We start from the raw sequence: 23,370 nt of genomic DNA on the forward strand, positions 1-23,370 counted from the left end.
AAAACATGCCCCTGCCCGAAGGCGGGGCCGGAGCCGGGACAATGGATGCTGTAACCTTCCTGCGCGGGTGCAAACGTCACCGTGTGGCTGTCGCCCTGTTTCTGATCGTCTGCCTGCAACCCTCGCTCAATGGCATTTTCGGCCGGCTGCTGCGCGGGCAGTGGTGGTTCAGCGATTTCGACGCCGTGCTGTGCGGCGCCGATAACCTGGCCAGGGGGCATACGCCCTACGAACTGGTGCCGCACTGCGCGGGGACCGATCCGGCGACCTTCGTCTACCTGCCGCAGATCGCGGCGGTGTTCGAGCCGCTGATCCGCGTCTTCGGCATGGGCGGGGTGCGGTTGCTGTTCACATTGATCCTGATGCCGTTCGTCGTCGCCCTGTTCGGCTACGGGCTGGGCGGGCGGTTGCGCCTGCCGCTGCCGCTCAGGCTGCTGTCGTGGGGCGCGATCCGCGGCAGCGTGCTGGCCTCGGGCAATGTCGGGCTGATCCTCAACGGTGCGGCGCTTATGGCTGGCCTGATGCTGAAACGCGCGCGCTGGCCGCTGCTGCTGGTCATTGCCGGCGCGGCGATGATCAAGCCGATGTCGGTGACATACCTGGTGCTGTTCCTGCTCGACCGCCGGCCGTTGCGCGAGCGCCTGGCCTTTATCGCGCTTGGCGGTGCGTTGAGCACGGCGGCGTTTGGGGCACTCTATCTCACCGGCGGCGAATGGATGGACGCCTGGCGGCATACGGTCGGCGTGGTCCTGACCGGCCAGCCGGGCAGCGGCTTTATCCGGCTGGTGCAGATGATCGGCCTGCCGGCGTCGTCGTGGGCGTCGGCCCTGCTGTATCTTATGCTGGCGGGCAGCCTCTGCCTGGCGGCGCTGATCCTGGCCGAGGCCGGCGATCTCGACGACACGGGCCGCATGGCGGTGGCCATGCTCCTGGCGCAACTGCTCAATCCGCGCTTGCAGGACTACGATCTCTACCTGCTCTATCCGTCGATCGCCTATGCCGTCATGGCCTGCGCGGAGGCAGCGCCCGCGCGCTTCCGGCCCTTAAGCTGGGCCTTCGTTGCCGCCATGGCGGTGATCAACCTGTCGAACGTTTGCGGCGTCAAGATCGTCGACCAGGTGCCGGTGGCCTGGCTGCTGGGGCTGGCGGCCCTGTACACCGCGTCCTTCGCCATGCTGAAGCGCCGGGACGCGGTGGCGGAGGCCAGCCGCATCCCGGCGGAATGACTACAAGGCGATGTCGGCGCTTTGGCGGACGCGGGCGACGCGCGGCATGACGCCCGTCATGCTGACGCGATGCAGCTCGGCCGTCGGGCTGGCGCAGGCGTCTTCGGCGACGACCACGCCGTAGTTCAGTTCGTAAGCCGAACGCGCCGTCGACTCGACGCCGAAATTGGTGGCGATCCCGCCCAGCACGATGGTCGCAATGCCGCGGCGGCGCAGAAGCAGGTCCAGCTCGGTGCCGTGGAAGGCGCTCCAGTTGCGCTTGGTGACGCGCAGGTCGCCGGGCTGGAACAGGCCGTCGACCAGGCGGTCGGCGCCTTCGGGCATGCCGCCGGCCGGACGCGCGGGCGGCATGTCGACCGGCAGGGCCGGCCAGTCGCTGTAATCCTTCGCCCAGGTGACATTGACCAGCACCACCATGGCGCCGGCGGCGCGGAAGCGGTCCGCCAGGCCCTTCGACGCCGCGATGACGTCGGCGCTGCTGCGCGGTTCCAGCGGCATGGCGGCGATGGCGTTCTGCAGGTCGATAAGGACCAGGGCCGTTGTTTTCGGATCGAGGCTCAGGGCTGCGGACATGGGGGACCTTTCGGGTTTTTGCTTTGGCTTTCAGGCAGGGCTATGCCAAGTTTGATACCAAACCGCCGCGTCCCGGCGCGGCCGATACCGAGATATATGAGGATGTCCTCACAAAAGTCAACCCGTGAAGCCCCTGCCGGAAAGGCGCCGACGCGCGAGCGCGGGCGTCTGCGCGTCGCCGCCCTGATGGACGCCGGCGCCGAGGTCATCGCCACGCGCGGCTATGCGGCGGCGACCATGACCGAGATCGCCGCCCGGGCCGGGGCGTCCATAGGGTCGCTGTATCAGTTCTTTCCGTCGAAGGAGGCGCTGGGCGACGCGCTGCTGCGCCGTTATGGGGAACGCATGGAGGCGGCGCTCGACGCCCTGCTGGCGCGCGCGGCCGGGATATCGGCGGCCGGGATCGCCGACGGGCTGGTGGCGGTGATGACAGGGCTCAGGGACGACCGCGCCGCCGCCCTGACCCTGATCGAGGCGCGCGACGACCTGGAAACCGAGCGCAAGCGGCTGAAGGCGCTGATGCTGGAGCGTATCGAGGCCATCCTGTCGCGGGCCCTGCCGGAGCTGGGAGGGGGGCGCACCGGTCCCATGGCCCTGATGCTGCTCTACGTGCTGAAATCCGTCCCGGCCCTGCTGGCCGACCGCGACGCAAAGGGCGCGGCCATGGGCGACGAGGTGAGGCGGCTGATCCGGCTTTACATGGACGCTTAATCACTGTGTCACGGGCGAAATACGGATTTCCCGCGCTGTTGCGGTAAAGCCACGGGTACCGCAAGATTATGATTTTCTTTTCTTTTCTGAGGGATTCTGGCGCCGGATCGTTTTAAATTTGTGCGTTACAAAAAGGTAATCGCCCGGGCCGTTGACAATGGCGGCGGACGATCTGATTTAGCGCAGGCGGGTTAACCGGTGTCGCAGATGCGCCGCGCCCGACTGGTAAGGGATATATCATGATTGCCTCTTCGGCCGGGCGCGCGGCTATGAACCGCCGCCGCCTGACTCTCGGCGCCGCTTTGCCCGCCGCGTTTCTCCTTGGACTGCTGGCGGCGGGCGCGAACGCGCAGACCGCGCAAACGCAGCAAACGACGCAGACCACCTCCGGCACCGCGTCCTCGACCGACACCAAGGCCCAGCCGGGCGACGTCATCGTCCAGGGCCAGAAGTCGACCACCAAGATCGACCGTGAAACCTACGACAACACCAAGAATGTCGATTCGACGACGGGCAACGCCACCGATGCGCTGAACAAGGTGCCGTCGGTCAATGTCGACACGGACGGCAATGTCACCCTGCGCGGCAATTCCAACGTCAAGATCTATGTCGACGGCAAGCCGTCGGTCATGCTGTCGGGCGACAACCGCGCGGCCGCCTTGCAGGCCATGTCGTCCAGCGACATCCAGTCGGTCGAGGTCATGACCAACCCCGGCGCGCAGTACAGCTCCGAAGGCTCGGGCGGCATCATCAACCTGGTGATGAAGAAGAACCGCAAGCCCGGCGGCTCGGGCGTCATCAACGCCAATATCGGCAGCGACGGCCGCTACAACGGCGCCTTCAGCGGTTCGTACCGCCAGGGCAAGACGACGTGGAGCGGCGGCCTGAACACGCGCCACGATATCTTCGACGCCAGTCTGACTTCGGTCCAGCAGGCGCTGAGCGGCGGCGTCGCGACGCGCACGACGACGTCGTCGGGCGCAGGCGCCATGAAGATGAACGCCATCTCGGGCAATTTCGGCGTCGAATACGCGGCCTCGGACGCCGACACCTACAGCGTCCAGGGCAATTACGCCAACCGCAACCGCAAGTCGGAAGGCGACATCGCGTACAATACGACGGGCACGACGACCTCGGCCTATAACCAGCACGCCACGGGCCAGGGCCCGCACGAAGACAGCATGCTGGATTTCAACTGGAGCCATACGGGCGACAAGCCGGGCGAGACGCTGAAGACCGACCTGCGCATCAGCCGGTCGGACGGGGATTCCAACTCGGCCAACACCGACGTCTATTCGCTGCCCACGGTCATGACGACCAACGACACCCAGCACCAGTCGACCAACCAGAAGAACGCCGTCCTCAGCGTCGATTACACGCGCAATGTCGGAACGACCGGCCAGCTGTCGGCCGGCACGCAGATCACCTATGACGACAGCGAATCGATCAACAACGCGACGGGCGCCAATGCGGCCAACCTGACCAGCGACTTTGCCTATAAGCAGACCAACACCGCCCTTTACGTCACCTATCAGCAGCAGCTGGGCGACAAATGGACGGTGCTGGGCGGCGTGCGCTCGGAAACCCTGGACCTCAAGACCGACCTGGTGTCGTCGAACTCGACCGGCCACATCAACTACACCAAGCTCAGCCCCAGCTTCTTCGCCACCTACGCCATTTCCGGCACGTCGAAGATCCGCTTCAGCTATTCGCATCGCCTGCAACGCCCGGCCCCGCAGGACCTGAACCCGTTCCAGACATATGTCGATCCGCAGAACGTCAATGCCGGCAATCCGAACCTGAAGCCGCAGGAAACCGACCAGTTCCAGCTGGGTTACGAATACACCAAGGGCTTCATCAGCGGCCTGGCGCGCGTCTATTACGCCAAGAACACGCACGCCATCACCAGCTATTCCTACTATGTGACGCCGGACGTGCTGCTGACGACCAAGCGCAACTACGGCGACAGCCAGTCGGGCGGGCTTGAGTTCAACCTCAACACGCCCCTGTCCAAGAAGCTGATGGTCACCACCAACGGCAACCTGGCCTATAACGAGATCAATACGCCGGGCCTCGGCGGCACGCAGTCGGCGACGACCCTGTCGGGCCGCGTCGGCCTGATATACAAGGCGACGACGGCCGACACCTTCCAGGGCTTCGCCTTCTCTTCGGGCAAGCAGCTGACCGGCCAGGGCTATCGCGCGCCGTTCTCGATGGCCAATATCTCGTACAAGCACACCTTCAACCCGAAGCTGGCCCTGGTGATGAACGTCAACGATCCGTTCCGCATGGCGCAGATGAAGGTCGTGACCGACACGCCCACCCTGCACAGCGAGCAGATCCGCCACATCAAGGCGCAGGCCTTCTATATCGGCCTCAGCTATACGTTGGGCGGCGTGGCGCCTGCGGCGCAACAGCAGCAGGGTCCGGGTCAGGGCCGCTGGAACGGTCCCGGCGGCGACGGTCCCCGCGGCGGTCCTGGCGGCCCCGGCGGCGGGATGTAAGATGGAAATGGAAAAGCCCGCTGGTCATTCGGCGGGCTTTTTTGTGCGTTTACGGCTCGTCCACAGCGGCCGGACAGGCTAGCATGGCTGCAAAATGGAGGCGTCATGCAGGTCTGTTTCAAGGCTTTTCTCGTCATCGTGCTGGCCACGGTATTCGCGCCGCTTTCAAGCCACGCCGCCGATAACGGCCCCAGTTTTTCCTGCGCGGGCGCCAAGGATATCGAGGCGGCGATCTGCGCCGATGCGGGCCTGTCCGCCGCCGACCGCCGGCTGGCGCATTTTTACGGCGAGGTGAAGACCGATATCCTGGGCGTCGGTCCGTCTGGACAGCTTGCCGTGCAGCGGCGGTGGCTGAAGGATCTTAACGGCGACTGTGGCGCCAAGGCCTGGGTCAAACAGTTCAAGTCCCAGGCCGAATGCGTTCGCGGCCACTACGACACCCGGCTTCAGGACCTTGCCGTCTCGGCCCTGATCCAGGACCACGACGCCGCCATGGCCGAACTACGCCGCACCGCGCCACATGACGCTCCGGTCTATGAGGCCATCTATCTCTACACCACGACCGACAATCCGCAGGCAAGGGCGGCAAAGGTCGCGGCGGCGCTGACGCCGGTCTATGCCGGTATTCCCGACAAGAAGGCCGTGTTCAGCGAGCTGGACGGTCCGGAAACGCCGCAGGCCGCGGCGGCTGCCGACAAGGCCTTCGTGCTGTTCGCCCAGCTGTACAGCGGTACGCTCGATACACCGCTGTCGTGGCCGTGCGCCGCGATTCCCCACCGGCCGGGCCTGATCGGTGCGCTGGACGGCCTTTGGGGCAGCAGCCGCGACAACTTCCTGCCGCAGGCCGACTGCGAAATCATGGCGCCGCAGGTGCCGGCCTTTACCGGTTTTGTCGATACCCTGCAGGGCGACGCGCCCCAGTGCGACGGCACCATCCGTTACGCCGGGTATCGCCAGTTCGAGCGCCTGAAGGCGGCCGCCCTGTTGCACCGTGCCGAAGCCTGGAAAGATGAAAAGGTCACACCGCCCGAGGCGGGGCTGGCGAAATACCTGAAGACCCACGCCCAGGCGGCTGCGAAAGCAAAAGCCGCCCTGGCGCAATATTACCAGACGACATTCAAACTCCCGCCCGATCGCGCGGCGGCGGAGGCGGCCGTCATTTTCGCGCTGACGACCGCCCTGGCCTACGATCCCTGCGACGGCTAAGGCCTACTTCTTTTTCGCCGGCGTGACGACGACGTGCGCGAACATCTGCGGATGCAGAGTGCAGAAGTAATCGTAGGTGCCGGCCTTGTCGAAGACGTGGCTGTAGGTGTCGCCCGTATCGAGCGCGGCCGAGCGGAACAGCTTGTTCTTTTCGGCGACCGTGTGCGGGATCTGGTCTCGGTTGGTCCAGGTGACGGTGTCGCCTTCCGCGATGGTCACCGTCATCGGCATGAACATGAAATTCTTGATGTCGACATTGACGGTATGGGCGGCCGGAGCGGCGGCGACAGGGGAGGCGGCCACGGCCAGGGCCGCGGCGAACATAAGCGATTTCAACATATTCAACTCAACTTTATGCGAGAGTGGCGTCGTGGATGGCGAGGGGATGCTTGCCGCGCCGGACACTGATGTCGGACACGCCGAGATAGGTGCGCAACTGCTCCGGCGGCACGACCAGCGGGCCGGGGGAGTCGGCCTTGCCGGGCTCGGGCTGCGGATAGGCGGTGCCGCGCGCCGTGTGGAAGGTGATATTGCCTTCGACCTTCTGCTGGATCTGGTGGATGTGGCCGTTAAGCACGGTCACCGAGCCGTAGGGGCGCAGCATGGCGATGGCGACTTCGGAGTCGCTGGTGCCCCAGCCCCACGGCGCATAGATGTCCCACAGCGGAATGTGCGTATAGACGACGACCGGCGTCGAATGCGACACGGCGCGCAGGTCGTCCTTCAGCCAGGCCAGCTGGTCGGCGCCGAGGCTGGCTTCCTGGCCGGGCTTGAAGTCGAAGACGTTGACCAAGGCGATGAAGTGCACGCCGCCCATGTCGAAGCTGTACCAGCCATTGCCCTTGGTGCCCTTGCCGTAGCGGTCGAGATAGGCCTTGCCGGCGCCTTCGTCGAGCACGTCGTGTTCGCCCGGCACGTAGCGCACGGGGGCGGGCAGGTCGCCCAGGATCTGCGCGGCGGTATCGAATTCATCCGGCCGTGACAGGTGCGTGATGTCGCCCGTGTGCAGGATAAGCTGCGGGGTCTTCGGCAGGGCCAGGATCCTGGCCTTGGCCTCATTCAGCGTCTTGACCGGCTCGGGGTTGGCGGCCTTGTTGAAGCCGATATGGCTGTCGCTGAGCTGCACGAACAGCAGCTTCAGGTCGTCGGGCGCCTTGCCGGGACCGTCCATGGCAAAGGCGCGCGGCACCCCGCCCATCATGGCCCAGGCAACGCCCGTCCCGGCCCAGGCCGAGCATTTCAGCAAATGGCGGCGTGAAAGCGCCGCGTCGTCGGTCTTGTCGTCCATCTCCGTCTCCTTGATGCGGGGGATCGAAGCGGAAACGGAGCAGGGGCGTCACTTATTCCCGAAAATCACGGCGATAATTTAATTTCTTTTTTTGGAGGCGAACGGGAATAAACACGACGATACCGCCGTTACCTCTCTCAAGGGACGATATGAAGCTTTTCACGTTGCGGCCTTCCGGGAGCGAGTTCGAACGTCAGGTGCTGCCGCATCTCGACGGCGCGTACCGGCTTGCCCTGTGGCTGGTGCGCGACGCCGCCACCGCCGAGGACGTGGTGCAGGATGCCGTTCTCAAGGCCCATGCCGCGTGGGGCCGCTACACCGCCGGCAATACGCGGGCCTGGCTGTTCACCATCGTGCGGCGCCAGGCCTACGACTGGCTGCGGCAGGCGCGGCATGCCACGGTCGATGTCGACGACGAAGCCGCCTGGACGACAGAGGACGCCGTGCATTTGCGCCACGAGGATACGCCCGAGACCAGCCTTGTCGCCGCCGAAATGGTCGAGCGGCTGCGCGAGGCCTTGCTGGGCTTGCCGGCGGTCTTCCGCGAGGTCATCATGCTCAAGGATATCGAGGACATGCCGTACAAGACCATCGCCGAGGTGCTGAATGTTCCCGTCGGCACGGTGATGTCGCGGCTGGCGCGCGGGCGCGACATGCTGCGCGTGCGCCTGACGGAGGCAGAAGCATGAACGACGATTTTACCGTGAAGCTGCACGCCTATGCCGACGGCGAATTGAGCGGCGACGACGCGCGCTCGGTCGAGGCGCATCTGGAAACCTGCGCGGCGTGCCGGGCCGACCTGCGGCAAATTCGCGACCTCAAGGCGGCGGTCAAGCGCATCGACTGGGGCCAGGCCGCGCCGCAAGGTTTGGCGGACGGCATCCGCAAACGCGTGGCGGCCGACCGGGCGCGCAGGGCGGCGATGTGGAGCGGCGGCGGCGGGCTGATCGCGGCCTCGCTGGTGGCGGCCATGCTGCTTATGCGGCCGCCGGTGTCGCCGGTCGACGACGTTATCGCCGGACACCAGCGTACGCTCCGCGACATGCCCGCCGGCATCGAGGGCTATTACGGCGACCGCGTGAAGCCGTGGTTGCAGGCGCGGCTCGACTTCGCGCCGCCGGTGCTGATGAAGGCCGGGAACTGCAACCTTTTGTACGCGCGCACCGACCGTGTGGCGCGGCAGAAGGCGTCGGCCCTGACCTATATGTGCGACGGCCACAAGGTCGACTTCTATGCGATTTCAGGCAATGGCCGTAACGAGCGGTCGCCGCTGGTCACGCCGCATGTGCTGCCGGCAAAGGGCTACAATGTCGTGGGCTGGCAACGCGGAAAGCTGACCTGCTTCGCCGTCTCCGACGCGCCCGCCGCCGATCTCCTGGCCCTGGCGCGCTATATCGAGACGCACGCCGCGGAGGGTTAGCGCCGCTTGCCGAAGGTGCGGGCCGGCTGAAGCGGCGAAGCGGGCGCATAGACGGGCGCGGCCTGCACCGGCGCGGGGCGCATCGGCGCGGGTGGAGGCGATGGTGCGTCATTGAACACGGTGTCATATCCCCCGTCGAACACGTCGGCCTCAGGGATGGACTCCGGATCGAGCGGATCGGGCCCGAAGCGGTTGGGGCCGCGGGTGCCCTTCTGGCAGATGAAGACGAACAGGGTGACGGCGCAGGCGACGCAGATGAGGCCGAAGGCCGCGAGGGCGACCATCCAGCCCGAGGCTCCGGAGCCGAAGGCCGATTGGTGCGTGGCCGCCGCATAGGCGAAAACCAGCCCGCCCAGGAACAGGAATATCACGCCGAACTGCGCCGGGACCGACAGCAGCAGCCACCAGCCCGAGCGGTTGGTGTCGTGCAGCCGGCGGACGGCCACGGTGAAGCCCGGCAGGATCAGGACCATGGTCAAAAGGCCCTGGATACCGCTGAACGCCAGGCCGAGCACAGGACTTGAGACGAACAGGACTGCCCGCAGGACGCCGAACACCGTGGCGATCAGGCCTTGCAGGAAGACGAACTGCCAATACTCCGACCGCGAGGCGCGGCCCGTTACGTTGGTACAGTTTAGAATGGCCCTGAACATGACCCCTCCGCTTCAACCCACAGGTCAGAGTTGTATCTGAAAACGGTGAAGACCGGCCTAAGCAACAGGGTTAACGGGCTGCAAAATAATACCGATACAGGGCCGTGCATGAAACCGTCATATTGCGGGCGCGACCCCTTGCTGTCGGCGGCGCGGCTCTGTAGACTCCGGCGGGCGGACGCGGGAAGTGGCGGTCCGGCGTATGGGGGCATTCATGGCATATGGGTGGAGCAAGCGCGCGGCTGCATCGGGCACCGCGCTGGTTGTCGTACTGGCGATGGCGGCGGCGTTTCCGGCCGTGGCGGCGGACAAGATCGTCTACGCGCCCGCCGACGCCTGGGTCAAGCCGGTCAGCATCCCCAAGCCCGACGAGGCCTATGCCGGTGCGCCGGCCCAGATGCTGGTCCAGGATCTCCAGGTCAATTTCGCCGCCGACGGCACCACGACCTACCACACCGAGATCGCCTACCATATCCAGACGCCGGCCGGATTGCAGGGGGCGCAGTCGTTTGTCACCTGGAACCCCGATACGGACATCGCGACGGTGCACAAGGTGCAGATCCTGCGCGGCGACAAGGTCATCGACGTGCTGGCCAACGGCCAGACCTTTACCGTCCTGCGCCGCGAACAGAATCTCGACCGCGCCATGCTGGACGGCTATCTGACCGGCGTGCTCCAGCCCGAGGGGCTGCAGCCGGGCGACACCCTGGTCTTTTCCCTGTCGGTGCAGCGCAAGGACCCGGTGTGGGCCGGGCGCGGCGAACTGGTCGTGCCGGGCCTGGCGGCGGGAACGGTCGGCCAGCAGTCGGTGCGCGCGGTCTGGGACCCGGCGAAACCTGTCCATTGGCGGCAGAGCGAGGACCTGAACGGCAAGGCGACCGGCCAGGGCTATGACCTGTTGCGGACCCACGTCGTCAAGGCGGAGACACAAGAGGATGCACCGGCGCGCTTCAACCAGTACGGCCTGGTCGAGTTCTCGCAGTTCGCATCCTGGCAGGAGGTGTCGTCGGTGATCGCGCCGCTGTACGCCAAGGCCGCGACGATCGCTCCGGACTCCCCTCTCAACGCTGAAATCGAGACCATCCGCAAGACCACCTCGGACAGACACGCGCAGGCCGCCATGGCGCTGCACCTGGTCGAAAACCAGGTGCGCTACGTCTTCCTCGGCATGAATCTCGGCGGCTACAAGCCCGCCGACGCCGACACGACATGGCAGCGGCGTTTCGGCGACTGCAAGGGCAAGTCGGTGCTGCTTGTGGCCATTCTCAACGCGCTCGGCATCAAGGCGGAGGCCGCCCTGGTCAACAGCGGCGGCGGCGACGGGCTGGACCAGCGCCTGCCCGCCATGGAACAGTTCGACCACGTCATCGTCCGCGCCGAGATCGCCGGCAAGGTCTACTGGCTGGACAGTACGCGCCTGGGCGACCGCGACCTCGACAGCGTGCGGCCGCCGGCCCTGCGCTGGGCGCTGCCGGTGCGGGAGGGCGGGGCCGCGCTTGAGGCGATCGAGATGAAGCCGCTCGACAAGCCGGGCGAAGACACGGTCATCCGGCTGGATGCCTCCGCCGGCCTCGACGTGCCCGCCGGTGTCCATATCGAAAAGGTGTTCCGCGGCGACTTTGCCGTGCAACTCGACCAGGCCCTGCGCGCCCAGCCGCCGGCCGAATATGAAAAGGCGCTGAAGGGCTACTGGACCGGGCAATACGACTGGATGACGCCGCGCAAGGTGTCGGCAAGCTTCGACGCCGCGACCGGCGAGGAACGCCTGGTCATGGACGGCACCGCCAGGATGGCCTGGGACGCCAGCGATGACAGCAAGACCTGGCGCTATACGACGGACCTGATCGGCATGGGCTGGAGCGAGGCCGAAAAGCGCGACAGCGGCCCGCACCGCGACGCGCCCGTCGTCATCAACTTCCCCTATTTCGCGCGGACGCGCGAAGAGATTATCCTGCCCAAGGACGCCAAGGGGTTTACGCTGGAAGGCGGCAATGTCGACAAGACGGCGGGCGGGTCGGTCTTCCACCGCGAAGCCACGCTCAAGGACAATCATGTGACGCTGGACGCGTCGCGCCGCTCGCTGGTGCCCGAAATCAGCTACAAGGACGCGGTCGCGGCCTCGCCCGAGCTGGTCAAGCTGTGGAGCAAGGACGTCGTCGTCGTCGCGCCCAAAAGCTATCACAAGGTCGATCCCGACAAGGCCAGGAGCAAGACCGCCGGCGACACCGCTTCGGGTGACGGGCCCAAGACTGCGGCGGACTATTTCGCGGACGCACGGCAGGCCATGCAGCAAAACAAGGAAGACGAGGCGCTCACGGCGCTCAACAAGGCGTTGCGGCTCGAGCCGACGAACGTCATGGCGCTGGAAGCGCGGGCCTCCATCTTCATGACGCGCGACAATATCGCGGCGGCCGCGGCGGATTTCGAACTGGCGGTCAAGACCGATCCGAACCAATGGATCGCGCTCAATGGCCTGGCGGAGGTCCGCCGGATGCAGGGACGCTATGACGAGGCGCTGGACGCGTCCGACAAGGCGCTGGCCGTGTACCCCAACGACGTCTACGGCCTGGTCAACCGCGCCCGAATCTATCTGGTCCAGGGCAAGACCGACCTGGCGCGCAAGGACATGGAAACGGCGCGCGACCTCGATCCCGGCGCCGAGGAAGTCGTCGAGGTCCAGACCGAGATCGCCTTGCGCGACGGCAAGGTCGAGGAGGCGCGCGACGTGGTGCGCAAGGCGCTGGTGGCCGACCCCGACAACGTGGCCTTCCATAACCGCATGGCCGAGCTGTATGAGAATTGCCGGGGCCTCGACGCCGACAAGTGCGCGGCGTCCAAGGCGCAGGCGGTCGGCGAATGGGACAAGGTCATCGCGGTCGAGCCGTCGGCCTACGCCTACGCCATGCGCGCCCAGGACCGCCTGAATACCGACCGTCAGCAGAAGTTCGACGATATCGACGCGGGCATCAAGGCTGATCCGAAATCCGATCTGCCGCTGCTGGTGCGCGCCGCCTTCTGGCTGTCCGAAAAGAACTATGACAAGGCGCTGGCCGACGCCGATGCCGCCATGGCCCTGGCCCCGAAGGACGAGCAGCCGCACACGGTCCGGGCCCGGATCTATTTCGCCCAGGGCAAGATCGAGCAGGGGCTGGCGGATTATGATGCGCTGAAGGCGATCAATCCTTCCGGGGGCTCGGCCTTCAACGGCAGCTGCTGGGAACGGGCGACGCGCAACATCCAGCTCGACACCGCCCTTGCCGATTGCGAAGCGGCGGTTAAGCTGGAACCGAAGCGCGCCAACTACATCGATAGCCGCGCCTTTGTGAAGTTCCGCATGGGCAAGCTCGACGAAGCGCTGGCCGATTACAACGCCGCGTTGGCCCTTGAACCGGACCTGGCGGATTCGCTGTATGGCCGGGGCCTGGTCAAGTTGCGCAAGGGCGACAAGGCCGGCGGCCAGGCCGATCTGGCGGCGGCGCGCAAGGTGGCCGGCTGGGTAGAGGCGCAGTTCGCCGGTTACGGCCTTAAACCCTGAGTAGACTTACGCGTTTGTTATAAAGACTTAAGACTATGTTATCCGCGTTTCGGGATACTATGCCGGGATATCGCGGAGTTGCGTCATGGACATGTCCGATCACGAGCGTTTCAGGCTGAGCGCGCTGCATGCGCTCGACATCCTGGACAGTGATCCCGAGCCCGGCTTCGACACGATTACGCGCCTGGCCGCCGATATCTTCCGCGCCGAGATCTGCGCCGTCTCGCTGATCGACACCGAGCGCCAGTGGTTCAAGTCGGCGGTCGGCATGGACGTGTGCGAAACGCCGCGCGACGAAGCCTTCTGCGACTACACCATCCGCCGCGACGCCATCCTGGTGGTGCTCGACGCCAGCCGCGATCCGGTCTTCCACGACCATCCCGCCGTGACGGGCGAGGGCCATATCCGCTTCTATGCCGGTGCGCCCGTGCGTTACGACGGCATGCTGGTCGGCACCCTCTGCGTCGCCGACAAGGTGGCGCGCGACAGCTTCCCGCTCGAGGACCGCCAGAAGCTGCAATCGCTGGCCGACACGGTCTCGACCCTGATGGCCATGCGCAAGGACGGCCTGATCAAGAAGGAGATCATCCGCGCGCGCAACGAAACCCAGAAGAAGCTGGAGATGATGGAGAAGGTGGCCGGGGTCGGCTACTGGCACGTCGACGTGGCGAGCGAAACCTTCACCTGGTCGCGCGGAGTCTACACCATCCTCGGCCTGTCGCCGGAAACCTATACGCCGAAGATCGGCGCCGGCGCCGAGCGCTATCACCCCGACGACTGGGAACACATGCAGTCGGCCGTCAAGGCAACGTTCGAGAACGGCGCCCCGTTCAGCATCGAGGCGCGGATGTATCGTCCCGACGGTGAACTGCGCTGGGTGCACGCCGAGGGCTCGGCCGAATGCGACGAGGCAGGCAGGCCGGTATCGATCTTCGGCATCTATCGCGACATCACCGACCAGAAGCAGGTCGAGGAAACCCTGCGTGCGGCCACCCGCGCCGCCGAGGACCTGGCCCAGGCGCAGAGCGATTTCCTGTCGAACATGAGCCATGAAATCCGCACGCCCCTGACGGCCATCATCGGCTATTCCAACCTGCTGGAAGAGATCGAGGACCTGCCGCCCACGGCGCGCATGTGCGCCGACCGTCTGCGCAAGGGCGGCAAGACCCTGCTGACCCTGGTCAACGACGTGCTCGACTTCTCGAAACTGGAAGCCGGCCTGGTCACGCTCGATCCGCAGGCCGTCGACTTCGAGGCGCTGGCGCAGGATGTGTGCGACCAGATGAGCGTCCAGGCCCAGGCCAAGGGACTGGGGCTGAGGCTCGACTATGACGGCGCCTGCCCTAAGGGCCTGATGCTCGACGACGTCCGCTTGACCCAGGTGCTGACCAACCTGGTGGGCAATGCCTGCAAGTTCACGCAATCCGGCGAGGTCTGCGTCCATGTCGAGGCCCGCGACGACGCCGTGCGCGTCGAGGTCCGCGATACCGGCCCGGGCCTTTCGCCCGAGGCGAAGGCACGGTTGTTCCAGCGCTTTTCGCAGGCCGACCGCAGCGTTCACCGCCAGCACGGCGGCTCGGGACTGGGCCTGTCGATCTGTTTCGAGATCGTGCGGCTGATGCAAGGCCGGATCGGCGTCGAGTCGTCCGAAGGCCACGGCAGTACCTTCTGGTTCGAGATTCCGCGGGTCGAGGCCGACGGCCACGGCCTGGCGGGGGACGAGGGCGACGGGCAACCCCTGGCCGGGCTGGACCTGCTGCTGGTCGACGACCACGCCGCCAACCGCCATGTCATCCGCGACACGCTGACGCGCATGGGCGCCGAGGTCACCGAGGCAGCCAGCGGCGCGGGCGCGGTCGAAGCCTGCATGACCCGCGCCTACGATATCATCCTGATGGATATTCACATGCCCGGGCTGGACGGCATCGCTGCGTCGCGCGCCATTCGCGACGGCTGCCTGATAAACGGTGCCACGCCGATCGTCGCCTTCAGCGCCAGCCCGGTCCTGCCACCCGAGGCCAGACCCCTGTTCGACGGCTTCCTGGCCAAGCCGATCGGCCGCGATGCTTTGGTGCGCATGCTGGCCGAGCTTCAGCCCGCGGCGGTGGGGTGACGCGTTACTTCGACGCCGGACCGCCGAACTTGCGCGTCAGGCTGATGCGCAGGATGCGGTCGCTGACTTTCTGAATGTAGCGCTGGGTCAGGTCTGGGGTCTGGAAGACGGTCTCCGTCTTCATGCCGCCTAGGACGTCGAAGGCCGCCACGACGATCGACACCTTTTTCGACAGGTCGTGCCGCCAGGTGAAGTCGAGGCGGCTGGTCGCCATCGTATAGCCTTGCAGGTCGAGCTGGCGGCCGGTCAGGGTCAGCACCGCCTGGACCTCGTCGCCCTTTTCGCTGTCGTATTGCAGGGTGCCGTTGCCCGAATAGGTGAAGGCGCCGCGCGACCCCGTGACACCTCCCGAAAGGAACGGCATGGTGTTGTAGTAGAGGTTGGTGTTGAGCGACGCCTTCCAGTGCGCCGAAACCGGCCGCTTGATGGTGAACTCGACACCGCCGCTGCGCGAATGGCCGGAATTGACCGGGCGCTGCAGCACGACGCCGCCGCCGATTTCGGAACTGTAGTCGGACACGACATTCTGCAATGCGCGGTAATAGACCGTGGCGTCGTAACTGACCTTGCCCTTGCTGAAGTCGTAGCCGGCCTCGTAGGCGTCGGTTTCCGGCGCCTTCAGGCCGGGATTGCCCTGGGTGGCGTAGACCGGCGTGACATAGGTGACCGACGGATCGTAGCGCCCGATGTCCTGGCGGTCGACGCGGCGGCTGTAGCTGAGTTTCAGCTTGCCCTGGCCGAGCGCGTGGCTGAGATGCAGCGACGGATAGAGGCCGAAGGCGTCCGGCGTCGTACGGGTACCCTGGGAACGGATATCGAGATCCTCCCGTTCGGCGCGCAGGCCGGGCAGCATGGTCCAGCCCCAGGCCAGGGGCCGTTGATAGGTGACATAGGCGGAGGTCACCTCGCGCGTGCCGGAGAAATCCTTGGTGCTGCCGTCGGCGTGCGGGCCGGCGATGCCGCCCCGGTCGAAATAGGCGTCGTCTTCGTCGCTGCCGTCGCGCTTCCATTCGAGGCCTGACGTCAGGAGGTGCCCCGATGCGAAGCGCTGTTCAAGGTCCGCCTTGACGTCGTCGCTCGGGCCGCTTTGCTCGGTATGCGCGCCATAGACCGCCTGGCCGGCCAGGGGCGTGCTATAGGTATCGGTCGTGGCGGAATGGGTCAGCACGTTCCAGCTGCCCGCCGTGGCGTCCAGCGTAATGTGCCGGCCCTTGTCGTCGTTATTGTAGTCGTAGAGGAATTCCAGCTGTCCGTAGGCGTCGCGGGCCGTCGCGCGATAAGCCGTGGAAAAGGCCTTTGCCACGGAGCTGTAGTCGCCGGTCGCGTGGGTGCGGGTCCATTCGGGATAGTAGCGGCCGCTGACGGTCAGGGTCTGGTGGTCGCCGACCTTGCGCGCGACCTCGAGCTCCGCGCCCAGATAGCGGCCCGAAAACCACGACCGGCTGCGTGTCCTCGACGCCGTGGGAAGGGTCTGGACGGTCGATCCGTCGGTCAGGCCGGGATACTGGCCGGCGCTCAGGCGGCTGGTCAGCGACCACGGTCCTGTGGTCAGGCTGAGCGACGCATTGCCGCCCACCTGGCCCTGGCTGGTGAGGCGGACGGTTGAGGTCCCGGACAGGCCGAAAGGGTGGCGCTTTCTGGTAATGATGTTGATGACGCCGCTGGTGCCGTTGGCCGAAAACTGCGCCGACGGGTTGGTGATGACCTCGATGCGGTCGATGTCCGCGGCGGACTGGGTCTGGAGAAAGGCATTGCCGTTGATCGGCGGCTTGCCGTCGACCAGGACGGTCACGTTGATATCGCCGCGCAGGGCGACGCGGCCGCCGGGGGTCACGGTAACCGAAGGCACCTTGTTGAGGATGTCGCCCGCATTGCCGGATTGGGCGTCGGGATCGTTGCGGAAATCGTAGATGCGGCGGTCGATGCGGTCGGTGACCTCGTTGCGCTGGCCCTGGACGACGACCGGCGAATCGGCCGGCGCTGCCGGTGCGGCGGACTCCTGGGCCAGGGCGGGGCAGGCCGCGCTCGCCAGGGCGGCAACGGATACGGTTATGGCAAGCCCCGGTCGTGTCACCCGTTCCCCTCGAACATTTGCATTGCGTCATAGTTACACGGGATATCAGGAGATATCCAGCGGTGAAAAACAACCCCCGGTTATAAAATCGCATTTTTCTGCTCCGATTTCCGGATTGTTACCCCGGCGACATATCTGCGAATAGCTCGCATTTGCTGTTGACACACAGCGGTAGGGTTCGTATCGACGATATTGATAGTCATTCTCATAACCAGGTTTTGCCGATGCGTCCCTCCCGCGTTTCCCGTACCGCCCTGCTTTTGTCATCCGCCTTCGCACTGGTCCTCATGCCCGCCCTGTCGCATGCCGCGGACGCCGCGTCCGATAAGGGCGCCGAAGTGGTCGTCATCGGCAAGCGCGTGATCAAGGGCTCGGCCGGTGCCACGGGGCTGGACCTATCCCTGCGGGAAACGCCACAGTCGGTGACGGTGGTGTCGTCGGCCCAGATCCGGGACTTCGGCCTGTCCGACGCCAACCAACTGCTGGTCACCATTCCGGGCATCAATGTCGAGGCGGACGAGACCGATCGCACCTATTACAATTCGCGCGGCTTCGACATCATCAACTTCCAGGTCGACGGCGTCGGCCAGCCGCTGGACTGGGGTCTTCAGGTCGGCGCGCTCGACACCGCCATCTATGACCGCGTCGAGGCCATCCGCGGCGCCACCGGTATGCTGACCGGCACGGGCAATCCCTCGGCCACCATCAACTATATCCGCAAGCGCCCGACGAAGACCTTCCAGGCGGACGTGACGGCGGGCTACGGCTCGTGGAACGACCTGCGCCTGACGGCCGACGTGTCGGGTCCGCTCAACAAGGACGGGACCCTGGCCGGCCGCTTTGTCTATGCCCACACCAGCAGCGATTCCTATCTCGACTATTACAGCGTCGACCGGAGCGTCTATTACGGCGTCCTGTCCTACGACATCACGCCCAGGCTGAAGCTGACCGGCGGCTATTCGCAACAGGACAACCTGGCGGACGGCGTCACCTGGGGCGCCCTGCCGCTGAACTATACCGACGGCACGCCCATTCCCTACAAGGTCTCCGCCAGTTCGGCCGCGCCATGGACCTACTGGAACACGCACGATCACCAGTCGTTTGCCGAACTGTCCTACGCCTTCGACAACGGCTGGACGGTCAAGGGCATCTATACGCGCAAGTCCTATAACGAAGACGCCAAGCTGCTCTATCCGGGCGGCAATCCGGACAAGACGACGGGCCTCGATCCCACCAGCGATAACGGCGCAGGCGATCTCGGCATCACGGCCTATAGCGGCATCTACCCGTCGATCATCAAGCAGGACATGTTCGACGTGATCGCCACCGGCGATGTCAGCCTGTTCGGCCGCGAGCACCAGGTCGTGTTCGGCATCAACTCGGCCCACGCCGCCAGCTACAAGTGGGAGCGTTTCGCCGCCTTCTTCAACTATGGCGCCATCCTGAACGGCGTCGTGCCCGCGCCGCCCGAGCCGACCTATCCCGACGCCTACCTGGCCGAACAGATCAAGACCGACACGACGCGGGCCTACGGCGCGATCCATCTGAACCTGACGGACAGGCTGAAAGGCATTGTCGGCTTCAATGCGGTCAATCTCAAATCGATCGGCGCGTCTTATGGCGTCGGCGAAGACCGCTCGGAAGACAAGGTCAGCCCCTATGTCGGCGCCGTCTACGATGTCAGCAAAAATGTCTCGCTCTATGCCAGCTATTCCGACATCTTCAATCCGCAGTCGCAGAGCGACATCAATTTCCACCGCTTCGACGCCGCCACAGGCAAGAGCTATGAAGCCGGCCTCAAGTCGGACTGGTTCGATGGCCGCCTCTATGCCACGGCCGCTGCTTTCAAGTCGGAACAGTACGGTCTGGCCGAATTCGCCGGCTATCTGCAAAGCACCAATCCGGCGGGCGCGGGCTATAACGCCGATCCGGCGCTTGCCGGCAAGGCCTACTATGTCGGCATCGACACCCTGGTGAAGGGCTATGAGCTGGAAGTTGCCGGCAAGCTCACGGCCGACTGGACGCTCAACGGCGGCTGGACCGATCTCACGATCAAGGATCCGCAGGGAAACACTGTCCGCAACTACCTGCCGCGAAAGACGTTGAAGCTGGCTACCACCTATGCCGTGCCGCACCTGCGCGACCTGAAGCTGGGCGCCGACCTGCGCTGGCAGAGCGACGTGTCGACGACCAGCGCCGGCTATCCGTTCGTGCAGAAGGCCTATGCCGTCGCCGACCTGATGGGCAGTATTCGCGTCACCGACCGCATCCGCGCCACGCTGAACGTCAAGAACGCTTTCGACAAGACATACTTCGGCGGCCTGCAATGGGACCAGGCCTTTTACGCCGCCCCGCGCAGCGTCATGCTGACGCTTGACTACAAGTATTGATGGCGGCGCTGGTCATCCGGTGTCTGGCCGGCCTCTGCCTTCTGGCAGGGCTGGCCTTGCTGTACCTGCGCTGGCGCGACCGCGCGCGTAGCCGATGGTTCGTGTCCGCCGGCTGGGTCCTGGCCGTGGCGGGCCTTACGGGCTGGACGCTCGGCGGTAGCGCGGATGTGGCGCTGTCGAACGCCGTGACCCTGGCGATGACGGCGGCCCTGGCGGTGATCGCCGGCCACGCCTTGACCCTCCCGAAGGCGGCCAAGGCCGCGCGGGAGCGCACGGTTGAAGACGACAACCTGCCGAAACGCCCGGGCTACTGGAGCCGTGTGGCGGCGCGCCTTCTCGGCACGGTGGTCGCGGCCCCGGCTGCGGGCCTGATGGCGGGGACGCTGTGGCGGGCTTACGGGCCCGGTGATGAAGCCGATGGCCTGATGATGATGGCCACGATCGCCATCGCGGTCATGGCCGGCGGCTGGGTCTGGCAACTGGCCGACATCCGCCCGTGGCGCAGTTTTGCCGGGCTTTCCGTCGCTGCCGTCCTGATCGCGGCGCTGGTCTATCTGCCGATGGGGTTCAGGCCATGAAAAAATCCCCCTGGCCCAAGATGCCGGCCGCCTTCGTGCGCGAAAACCTGACAGGGCACAAGATCCTCGGCCTTGCCGTCGCGGGCATCCTTTACCTGATCTGCCTCAGCGGCACGGCCACCGTCTTCTACACCGATTTCCAGCGCTGGGAAGCGGGCGCCGTACCGGACGCCGTCTTCACGCCCGAAGGCGTCGCCGCCGCGATCGACGATGCGCGCGGCCACCTGCCCAAGGGCGCGACGGGCGTCTATGCCTCGCTGCCGACCGGTGAAATGCCGCGCCTGACGGTCGAGGCGGGCGAAAGCCATCGCGGTTACGACAGTGCGGGGCGCTATGTGGCGCCGGCCGCCACGCCGGCAACCGACGGCCTGACGGCGCTGCACTACGAACTGCATGTGCCGACCGTGGGCCTGATCGTTGTCGGCCTGGGCGGTGTCGCCATCATCGCCTTGCTGGCCGGGGGGCTGCTGGCGCATCCGCGCATCTTCAAGGACGCCTTCCTGTGGCGGTCCAGGGCAGGGGAACGGCTCAACCGCTCCGACCTGCACAACCGCGTCGGCGTCTGGGCGGCGCCGTTTCACCTGGCGATCGCCGTCACGGGCGCGCTGATCGGCCTCTTGCAGGTCGTGCTGATGGTGGCGGGCCTCAGCTTCTATCACGGCGATACGGCCAGGGCGTCGGCGCCGGTCTATGGCGACACCGTCACGGCGCGGGCGCTCGGCCGCATGGACAGCGCCGGCATGGTCGCGGCCTTCGGCGCAATCCAGAAGGCCATTCCCGGCGCGCAGCCCTATTATCTAAGCCTCAACAATACCGGCACGGACCATGAGGCGCTGACCGTGTGGGCGATCGTGCCGGACCGGCTGGTCTTCGGCGAACAGTTCGATTTCGATGCGAAGGGCGGTCTCATCGCGCGGCATCATCTCAACGACGGATCGGCCGGCAAGCAGGCCTATGCCAGCCTCTACCGACTGCATTTCGGCGCGTTTGGCGGGGCCTGGGTGCGCTGGGCCTTTGTGGTTCTGGGCATGGGGCTGACCCTGCTGTGCTCGACCGGCATGGATATCTGGCTTTTGAAAAGCGCGCAGAAGGGCCGGCCGCACCCGCGCCTGCACAAGGGCTGGGGGGGCTTTATCTGGGGCGGCGCCGTGGCCATGGCGGCGGCGGGGCTGACGACCTTTGCGTTCGGCGCGCCCTATCCCGCCGTGTTCTGGCCGGTGACGGCGATCGCCACGATCGCCGCCGTCTTCGCGCCGTCGCTGCGCGCCGTATCGGTCGCCGGCAAGGCCGCGCTGGGCCTGACCCTGCTGGCCCTGGTCGGCGTGCACGCCATGCGCTTTCCGGCGGCGCTCGGAACCAATCTGGTCTGGGTCAGCGCCGGCCTGCTTCTGACGGGCCTGGCCTTTATCGCCCTTACCCGATACCCCAGACCGCCCGTGCCGGTCCGTCCGGATCGTTGACCACCTTGCACGCCGCATCGACCAGCAGGACGGGGCGCGTCGCCGTGTCGTAGCGCGGCCAGGCACCGATGCCCGGACAGGACGGCACGCCCGTCTTCGCGAAGCTGGTCCAGATCGTACTCAGATTATGCGACGCGGCCTCGACGCCCGGGCCGTTGCCGTGCAGGCCGGGTTCGTCCCAGTTGTCGAAGGTCGGCCCGATATCGCTGGCGTGACCGGGGCCGGTGACGGCGGTGGCAGAGCCCTTGATCGGCGCATTGGCGTTGTAGTCCCAGCGGTAGAACCACACAGGCGCCGGCTGTTGCGACTTGCGGCTGGCGACGGTGACCGTGTCGTTGCCGAACTGCCGCGCCGTGGTGATGGCGATATAGAGCTGGCTGGGCGTGGCGCCGGGCCGCGACTGGCGATAGGCGGCGACCAGCGCATCGGCCCTGTCGCCGAATTCGGTGTTCAGCCGCGCCCGCATGGCGCCTTCGTCAAGGGCGAATATTTCCGGTTTTTCGCGATAACCGAAGGCGCTTTCGGCATTGTTGTGCGCGATCAGCAGCGGGATATGGGCCGACAGCGGCGGGGCGTCGGGCTCGAAAGGATGGCGCGGCAGGACATGGCCGTCGACCACGGGGGCGAAGCTGCCGACCTGCTCGCCGCCATAGCCGGCATACATCATGCGGCCGCCGGTCGTGTCCGGATCGGCCATCGGCGCCAGGCCGTGTTCCCCGCGCACCTGCCAGTCGAGCAGGGTTTGCGCAGGCACGTCCGCCAGCTTTGCCGGATCGCTGATATCGAGCGCCTTCAGCAGCCGTTTTGCGGTTTCGGCTGCCCGGTCGCGTGTCATGCGCCGCGTCCACGCACCGCTCTCAATTCCGGCTTTGTGGAACAGTCCCTGCGCCTCGGGCATGGCCAGCAGGGTTCCGACCTTGCCGCCGCCGCCGGACTCGCCGAACACGGTGACATTGCCGGGATCGCCGCCGAAGGCCGCTATATTGTCGCGCACCCAGCGCAGCGATTGCACGATATCGAGCATTCCCGCATTGGCGGCATACGGGTCGCCATAGTCGCCGAGGAAGAGGTAGCCCATCAATCCAAGACGATGGTTGCACGCCACGACGACCACGTCGTGGGCCGCCGCCAGGCGTCCGCCGTCCTGGGTCGGCGATCCGCCTGAGCCGCTGACGAAACCGCCGCCGTGCAGATAGACCATGACCGGGCGCTTCTTGCCGTCGGCCGCCGGTGTCCAGACATTGAGCACCAGGCAGTCTTCGCTATAGGGGGCCTCATGATCGCCGTATGTCCCGCCCGGGGTCTGGATGGCGGGCGCGCCAAGATGCGTCGCGTCGAACACGCCGGTCCATGGCTTTACCGGCGTCGGCGCCTTGAAGCGGTTGGCGCCCGACAGGCTGCCGCCATAAGGGACGCCTTTGAACGAAAGCGCGCCGCGCGCCGTACCGCCACGGATCTTGCCATTGGCCGTTTCGACTTCGACAAACGGCGCGCCGGGGATCGTAGTCAGGGGCACGGCGGCGCGCGCAACGCCCGTGAGAAAGGGCAGGGCGGCCGCGGCAAGGCCTGAACCGAGCAGAGCCCGGCGGGATTGAATGATCGGCATGGCGTTTCCTTCACCTGATTTTGGGCGTACGCT

The 23,370-nt window shown here is 66.0% G+C and carries 17 protein-coding genes; 11 read left to right on the forward strand and 6 right to left on the reverse strand.

What is annotated here, in order from left to right; translation table 11 throughout:
• Positions 1 to 41 precede the first annotated feature (41 nt).
• Positions 42 to 1,226 carry a hypothetical protein gene (locus tag AB8717_RS04465; RefSeq protein ID WP_443749825.1) on the forward strand — a complete coding sequence of 395 codons (1,185 nt, stop codon included), beginning with the start codon at positions 42 to 44 and terminating at the stop codon, positions 1,224 to 1,226.
• Here AB8717_RS04465 and AB8717_RS04470 read toward each other — a convergent pair whose 3' ends face one another.
• Positions 1,227 to 1,799 carry a hydrolase gene (locus AB8717_RS04470; protein WP_443749826.1) on the reverse strand — a complete coding sequence of 191 codons (573 nt, stop codon included), beginning with the start codon at positions 1,797 to 1,799 and terminating at the stop codon, positions 1,227 to 1,229.
• 102 nt (positions 1,800 to 1,901) lie between these two features.
• On the opposite strand from AB8717_RS04470, the gene AB8717_RS04475 reads away from it, so the two are divergent.
• From AB8717_RS04475 to AB8717_RS04485, 3 genes are all read left to right on the forward strand, one after another.
• Entirely contained in the window at positions 1,902 to 2,510 is a 609-nt protein-coding gene (locus AB8717_RS04475; protein WP_443749827.1) for a TetR/AcrR family transcriptional regulator, read from the forward strand.
• 239 nt (positions 2,511 to 2,749) lie between these two features.
• Positions 2,750 to 5,014, forward strand: coding sequence for a TonB-dependent receptor domain-containing protein (locus tag AB8717_RS04480; protein WP_443749828.1), 2,265 nt, complete (start codon positions 2,750 to 2,752; stop codon positions 5,012 to 5,014).
• A gap of 105 nt (positions 5,015 to 5,119) precedes the next feature.
• Positions 5,120 to 6,220, forward strand: coding sequence for a lysozyme inhibitor LprI family protein (locus AB8717_RS04485; protein ID WP_443749829.1), 1,101 nt, complete (start codon positions 5,120 to 5,122; stop codon positions 6,218 to 6,220).
• A gap of 3 nt (positions 6,221 to 6,223) precedes the next feature.
• Here the strand turns inward: AB8717_RS04485 and AB8717_RS04490 are convergent, their stop codons facing one another.
• On the reverse strand, positions 6,224 to 6,559 hold the full coding sequence (locus AB8717_RS04490) for a cupredoxin domain-containing protein (protein WP_443749830.1): 336 nt from the start codon (positions 6,557 to 6,559) through the stop codon (positions 6,224 to 6,226).
• A gap of 13 nt (positions 6,560 to 6,572) precedes the next feature.
• Positions 6,573 to 7,508: a metallophosphoesterase family protein gene (locus tag AB8717_RS04495; protein WP_443749831.1), complete on the reverse strand. Its 936-nt coding sequence runs from the start codon at positions 7,506 to 7,508 to the stop codon at positions 6,573 to 6,575.
• Positions 7,509 to 7,657: 149 nt separating this feature from the next.
• Here AB8717_RS04495 and AB8717_RS04500 point away from each other — a divergent pair, with 149 nt between their 5' ends.
• Positions 7,658 to 8,197, forward strand: a complete 540-nt coding sequence (locus AB8717_RS04500; RefSeq protein WP_443749832.1) for a sigma-70 family RNA polymerase sigma factor — start codon at positions 7,658 to 7,660, stop codon at positions 8,195 to 8,197.
• Positions 8,194 to 8,928 carry an anti-sigma factor family protein gene (locus tag AB8717_RS04505; protein WP_443749833.1) on the forward strand — a complete coding sequence of 245 codons (735 nt, stop codon included), beginning with the start codon at positions 8,194 to 8,196 and terminating at the stop codon, positions 8,926 to 8,928. The genes AB8717_RS04500 and AB8717_RS04505 overlap by 4 nt, the downstream gene beginning before the upstream one ends.
• On the opposite strand, the gene AB8717_RS04510 is transcribed toward AB8717_RS04505, so the two are convergent.
• Positions 8,925 to 9,581, reverse strand: coding sequence for a DUF805 domain-containing protein (locus AB8717_RS04510; RefSeq protein WP_443749834.1), 657 nt, complete (start codon positions 9,579 to 9,581; stop codon positions 8,925 to 8,927). The two genes, AB8717_RS04505 and AB8717_RS04510, sit on opposite strands and share 4 nt — an antisense overlap.
• A gap of 214 nt (positions 9,582 to 9,795) precedes the next feature.
• Between AB8717_RS04510 and AB8717_RS04515 the strand changes: the two genes are divergently transcribed.
• Together AB8717_RS04515 and AB8717_RS04520 are read left to right on the forward strand one after the other, a co-directional pair.
• Positions 9,796 to 13,116 (forward strand): DUF3857 domain-containing protein, encoded by a 3,321-nt coding sequence (locus AB8717_RS04515; protein ID WP_443749835.1) that lies wholly within the window; start codon positions 9,796 to 9,798, stop codon positions 13,114 to 13,116.
• Between the two features lie 85 nt (positions 13,117 to 13,201).
• Complete coding sequence (locus tag AB8717_RS04520) at positions 13,202 to 15,229, forward strand: ATP-binding protein (protein ID WP_443749836.1); 2,028 nt, start codon at positions 13,202 to 13,204, stop codon at positions 15,227 to 15,229.
• Positions 15,230 to 15,233: 4 nt separating this feature from the next.
• Here AB8717_RS04520 and AB8717_RS04525 read toward each other — a convergent pair whose 3' ends face one another.
• Positions 15,234 to 17,303 (reverse strand): TonB-dependent receptor, encoded by a 2,070-nt coding sequence (locus tag AB8717_RS04525; RefSeq protein WP_443749837.1) that lies wholly within the window; start codon positions 17,301 to 17,303, stop codon positions 15,234 to 15,236.
• Positions 17,304 to 17,527: 224 nt separating this feature from the next.
• On the opposite strand from AB8717_RS04525, the gene AB8717_RS04530 reads away from it, so the two are divergent.
• Genes AB8717_RS04530 through AB8717_RS04540 form a run of 3 tightly spaced genes read left to right on the forward strand, consistent with a single transcriptional unit; the run spans position 17,528 to position 21,731 of the window.
• Positions 17,528 to 19,693, forward strand: a complete 2,166-nt coding sequence (locus tag AB8717_RS04530) for a TonB-dependent siderophore receptor (RefSeq protein ID WP_443749838.1) — start codon at positions 17,528 to 17,530, stop codon at positions 19,691 to 19,693.
• On the forward strand, positions 19,693 to 20,271 hold the full coding sequence (locus AB8717_RS04535) for a hypothetical protein (RefSeq protein WP_443749839.1): 579 nt from the start codon (positions 19,693 to 19,695) through the stop codon (positions 20,269 to 20,271). The genes AB8717_RS04530 and AB8717_RS04535 overlap by 1 nt, the downstream gene beginning before the upstream one ends.
• Positions 20,268 to 21,731: a PepSY-associated TM helix domain-containing protein gene (locus AB8717_RS04540; RefSeq protein ID WP_443749840.1), complete on the forward strand. Its 1,464-nt coding sequence runs from the start codon at positions 20,268 to 20,270 to the stop codon at positions 21,729 to 21,731. Before AB8717_RS04535 ends, AB8717_RS04540 begins: the two co-directional genes overlap by 4 nt.
• Here the strand turns inward: AB8717_RS04540 and AB8717_RS04545 are convergent.
• Positions 21,685 to 23,337 carry a carboxylesterase/lipase family protein gene (locus AB8717_RS04545; protein ID WP_443749841.1) on the reverse strand — a complete coding sequence of 551 codons (1,653 nt, stop codon included), beginning with the start codon at positions 23,335 to 23,337 and terminating at the stop codon, positions 21,685 to 21,687. The two genes, AB8717_RS04540 and AB8717_RS04545, sit on opposite strands and share 47 nt — an antisense overlap.
• Positions 23,338 to 23,370: the final 33 nt, after the last annotated feature.

It is taken from the genome of Asticcacaulis solisilvae (assembly GCF_052327315.1).
Taxonomy (GTDB): Bacteria; Pseudomonadota; Alphaproteobacteria; order Caulobacterales; family Caulobacteraceae; genus Asticcacaulis; species Asticcacaulis solisilvae_B.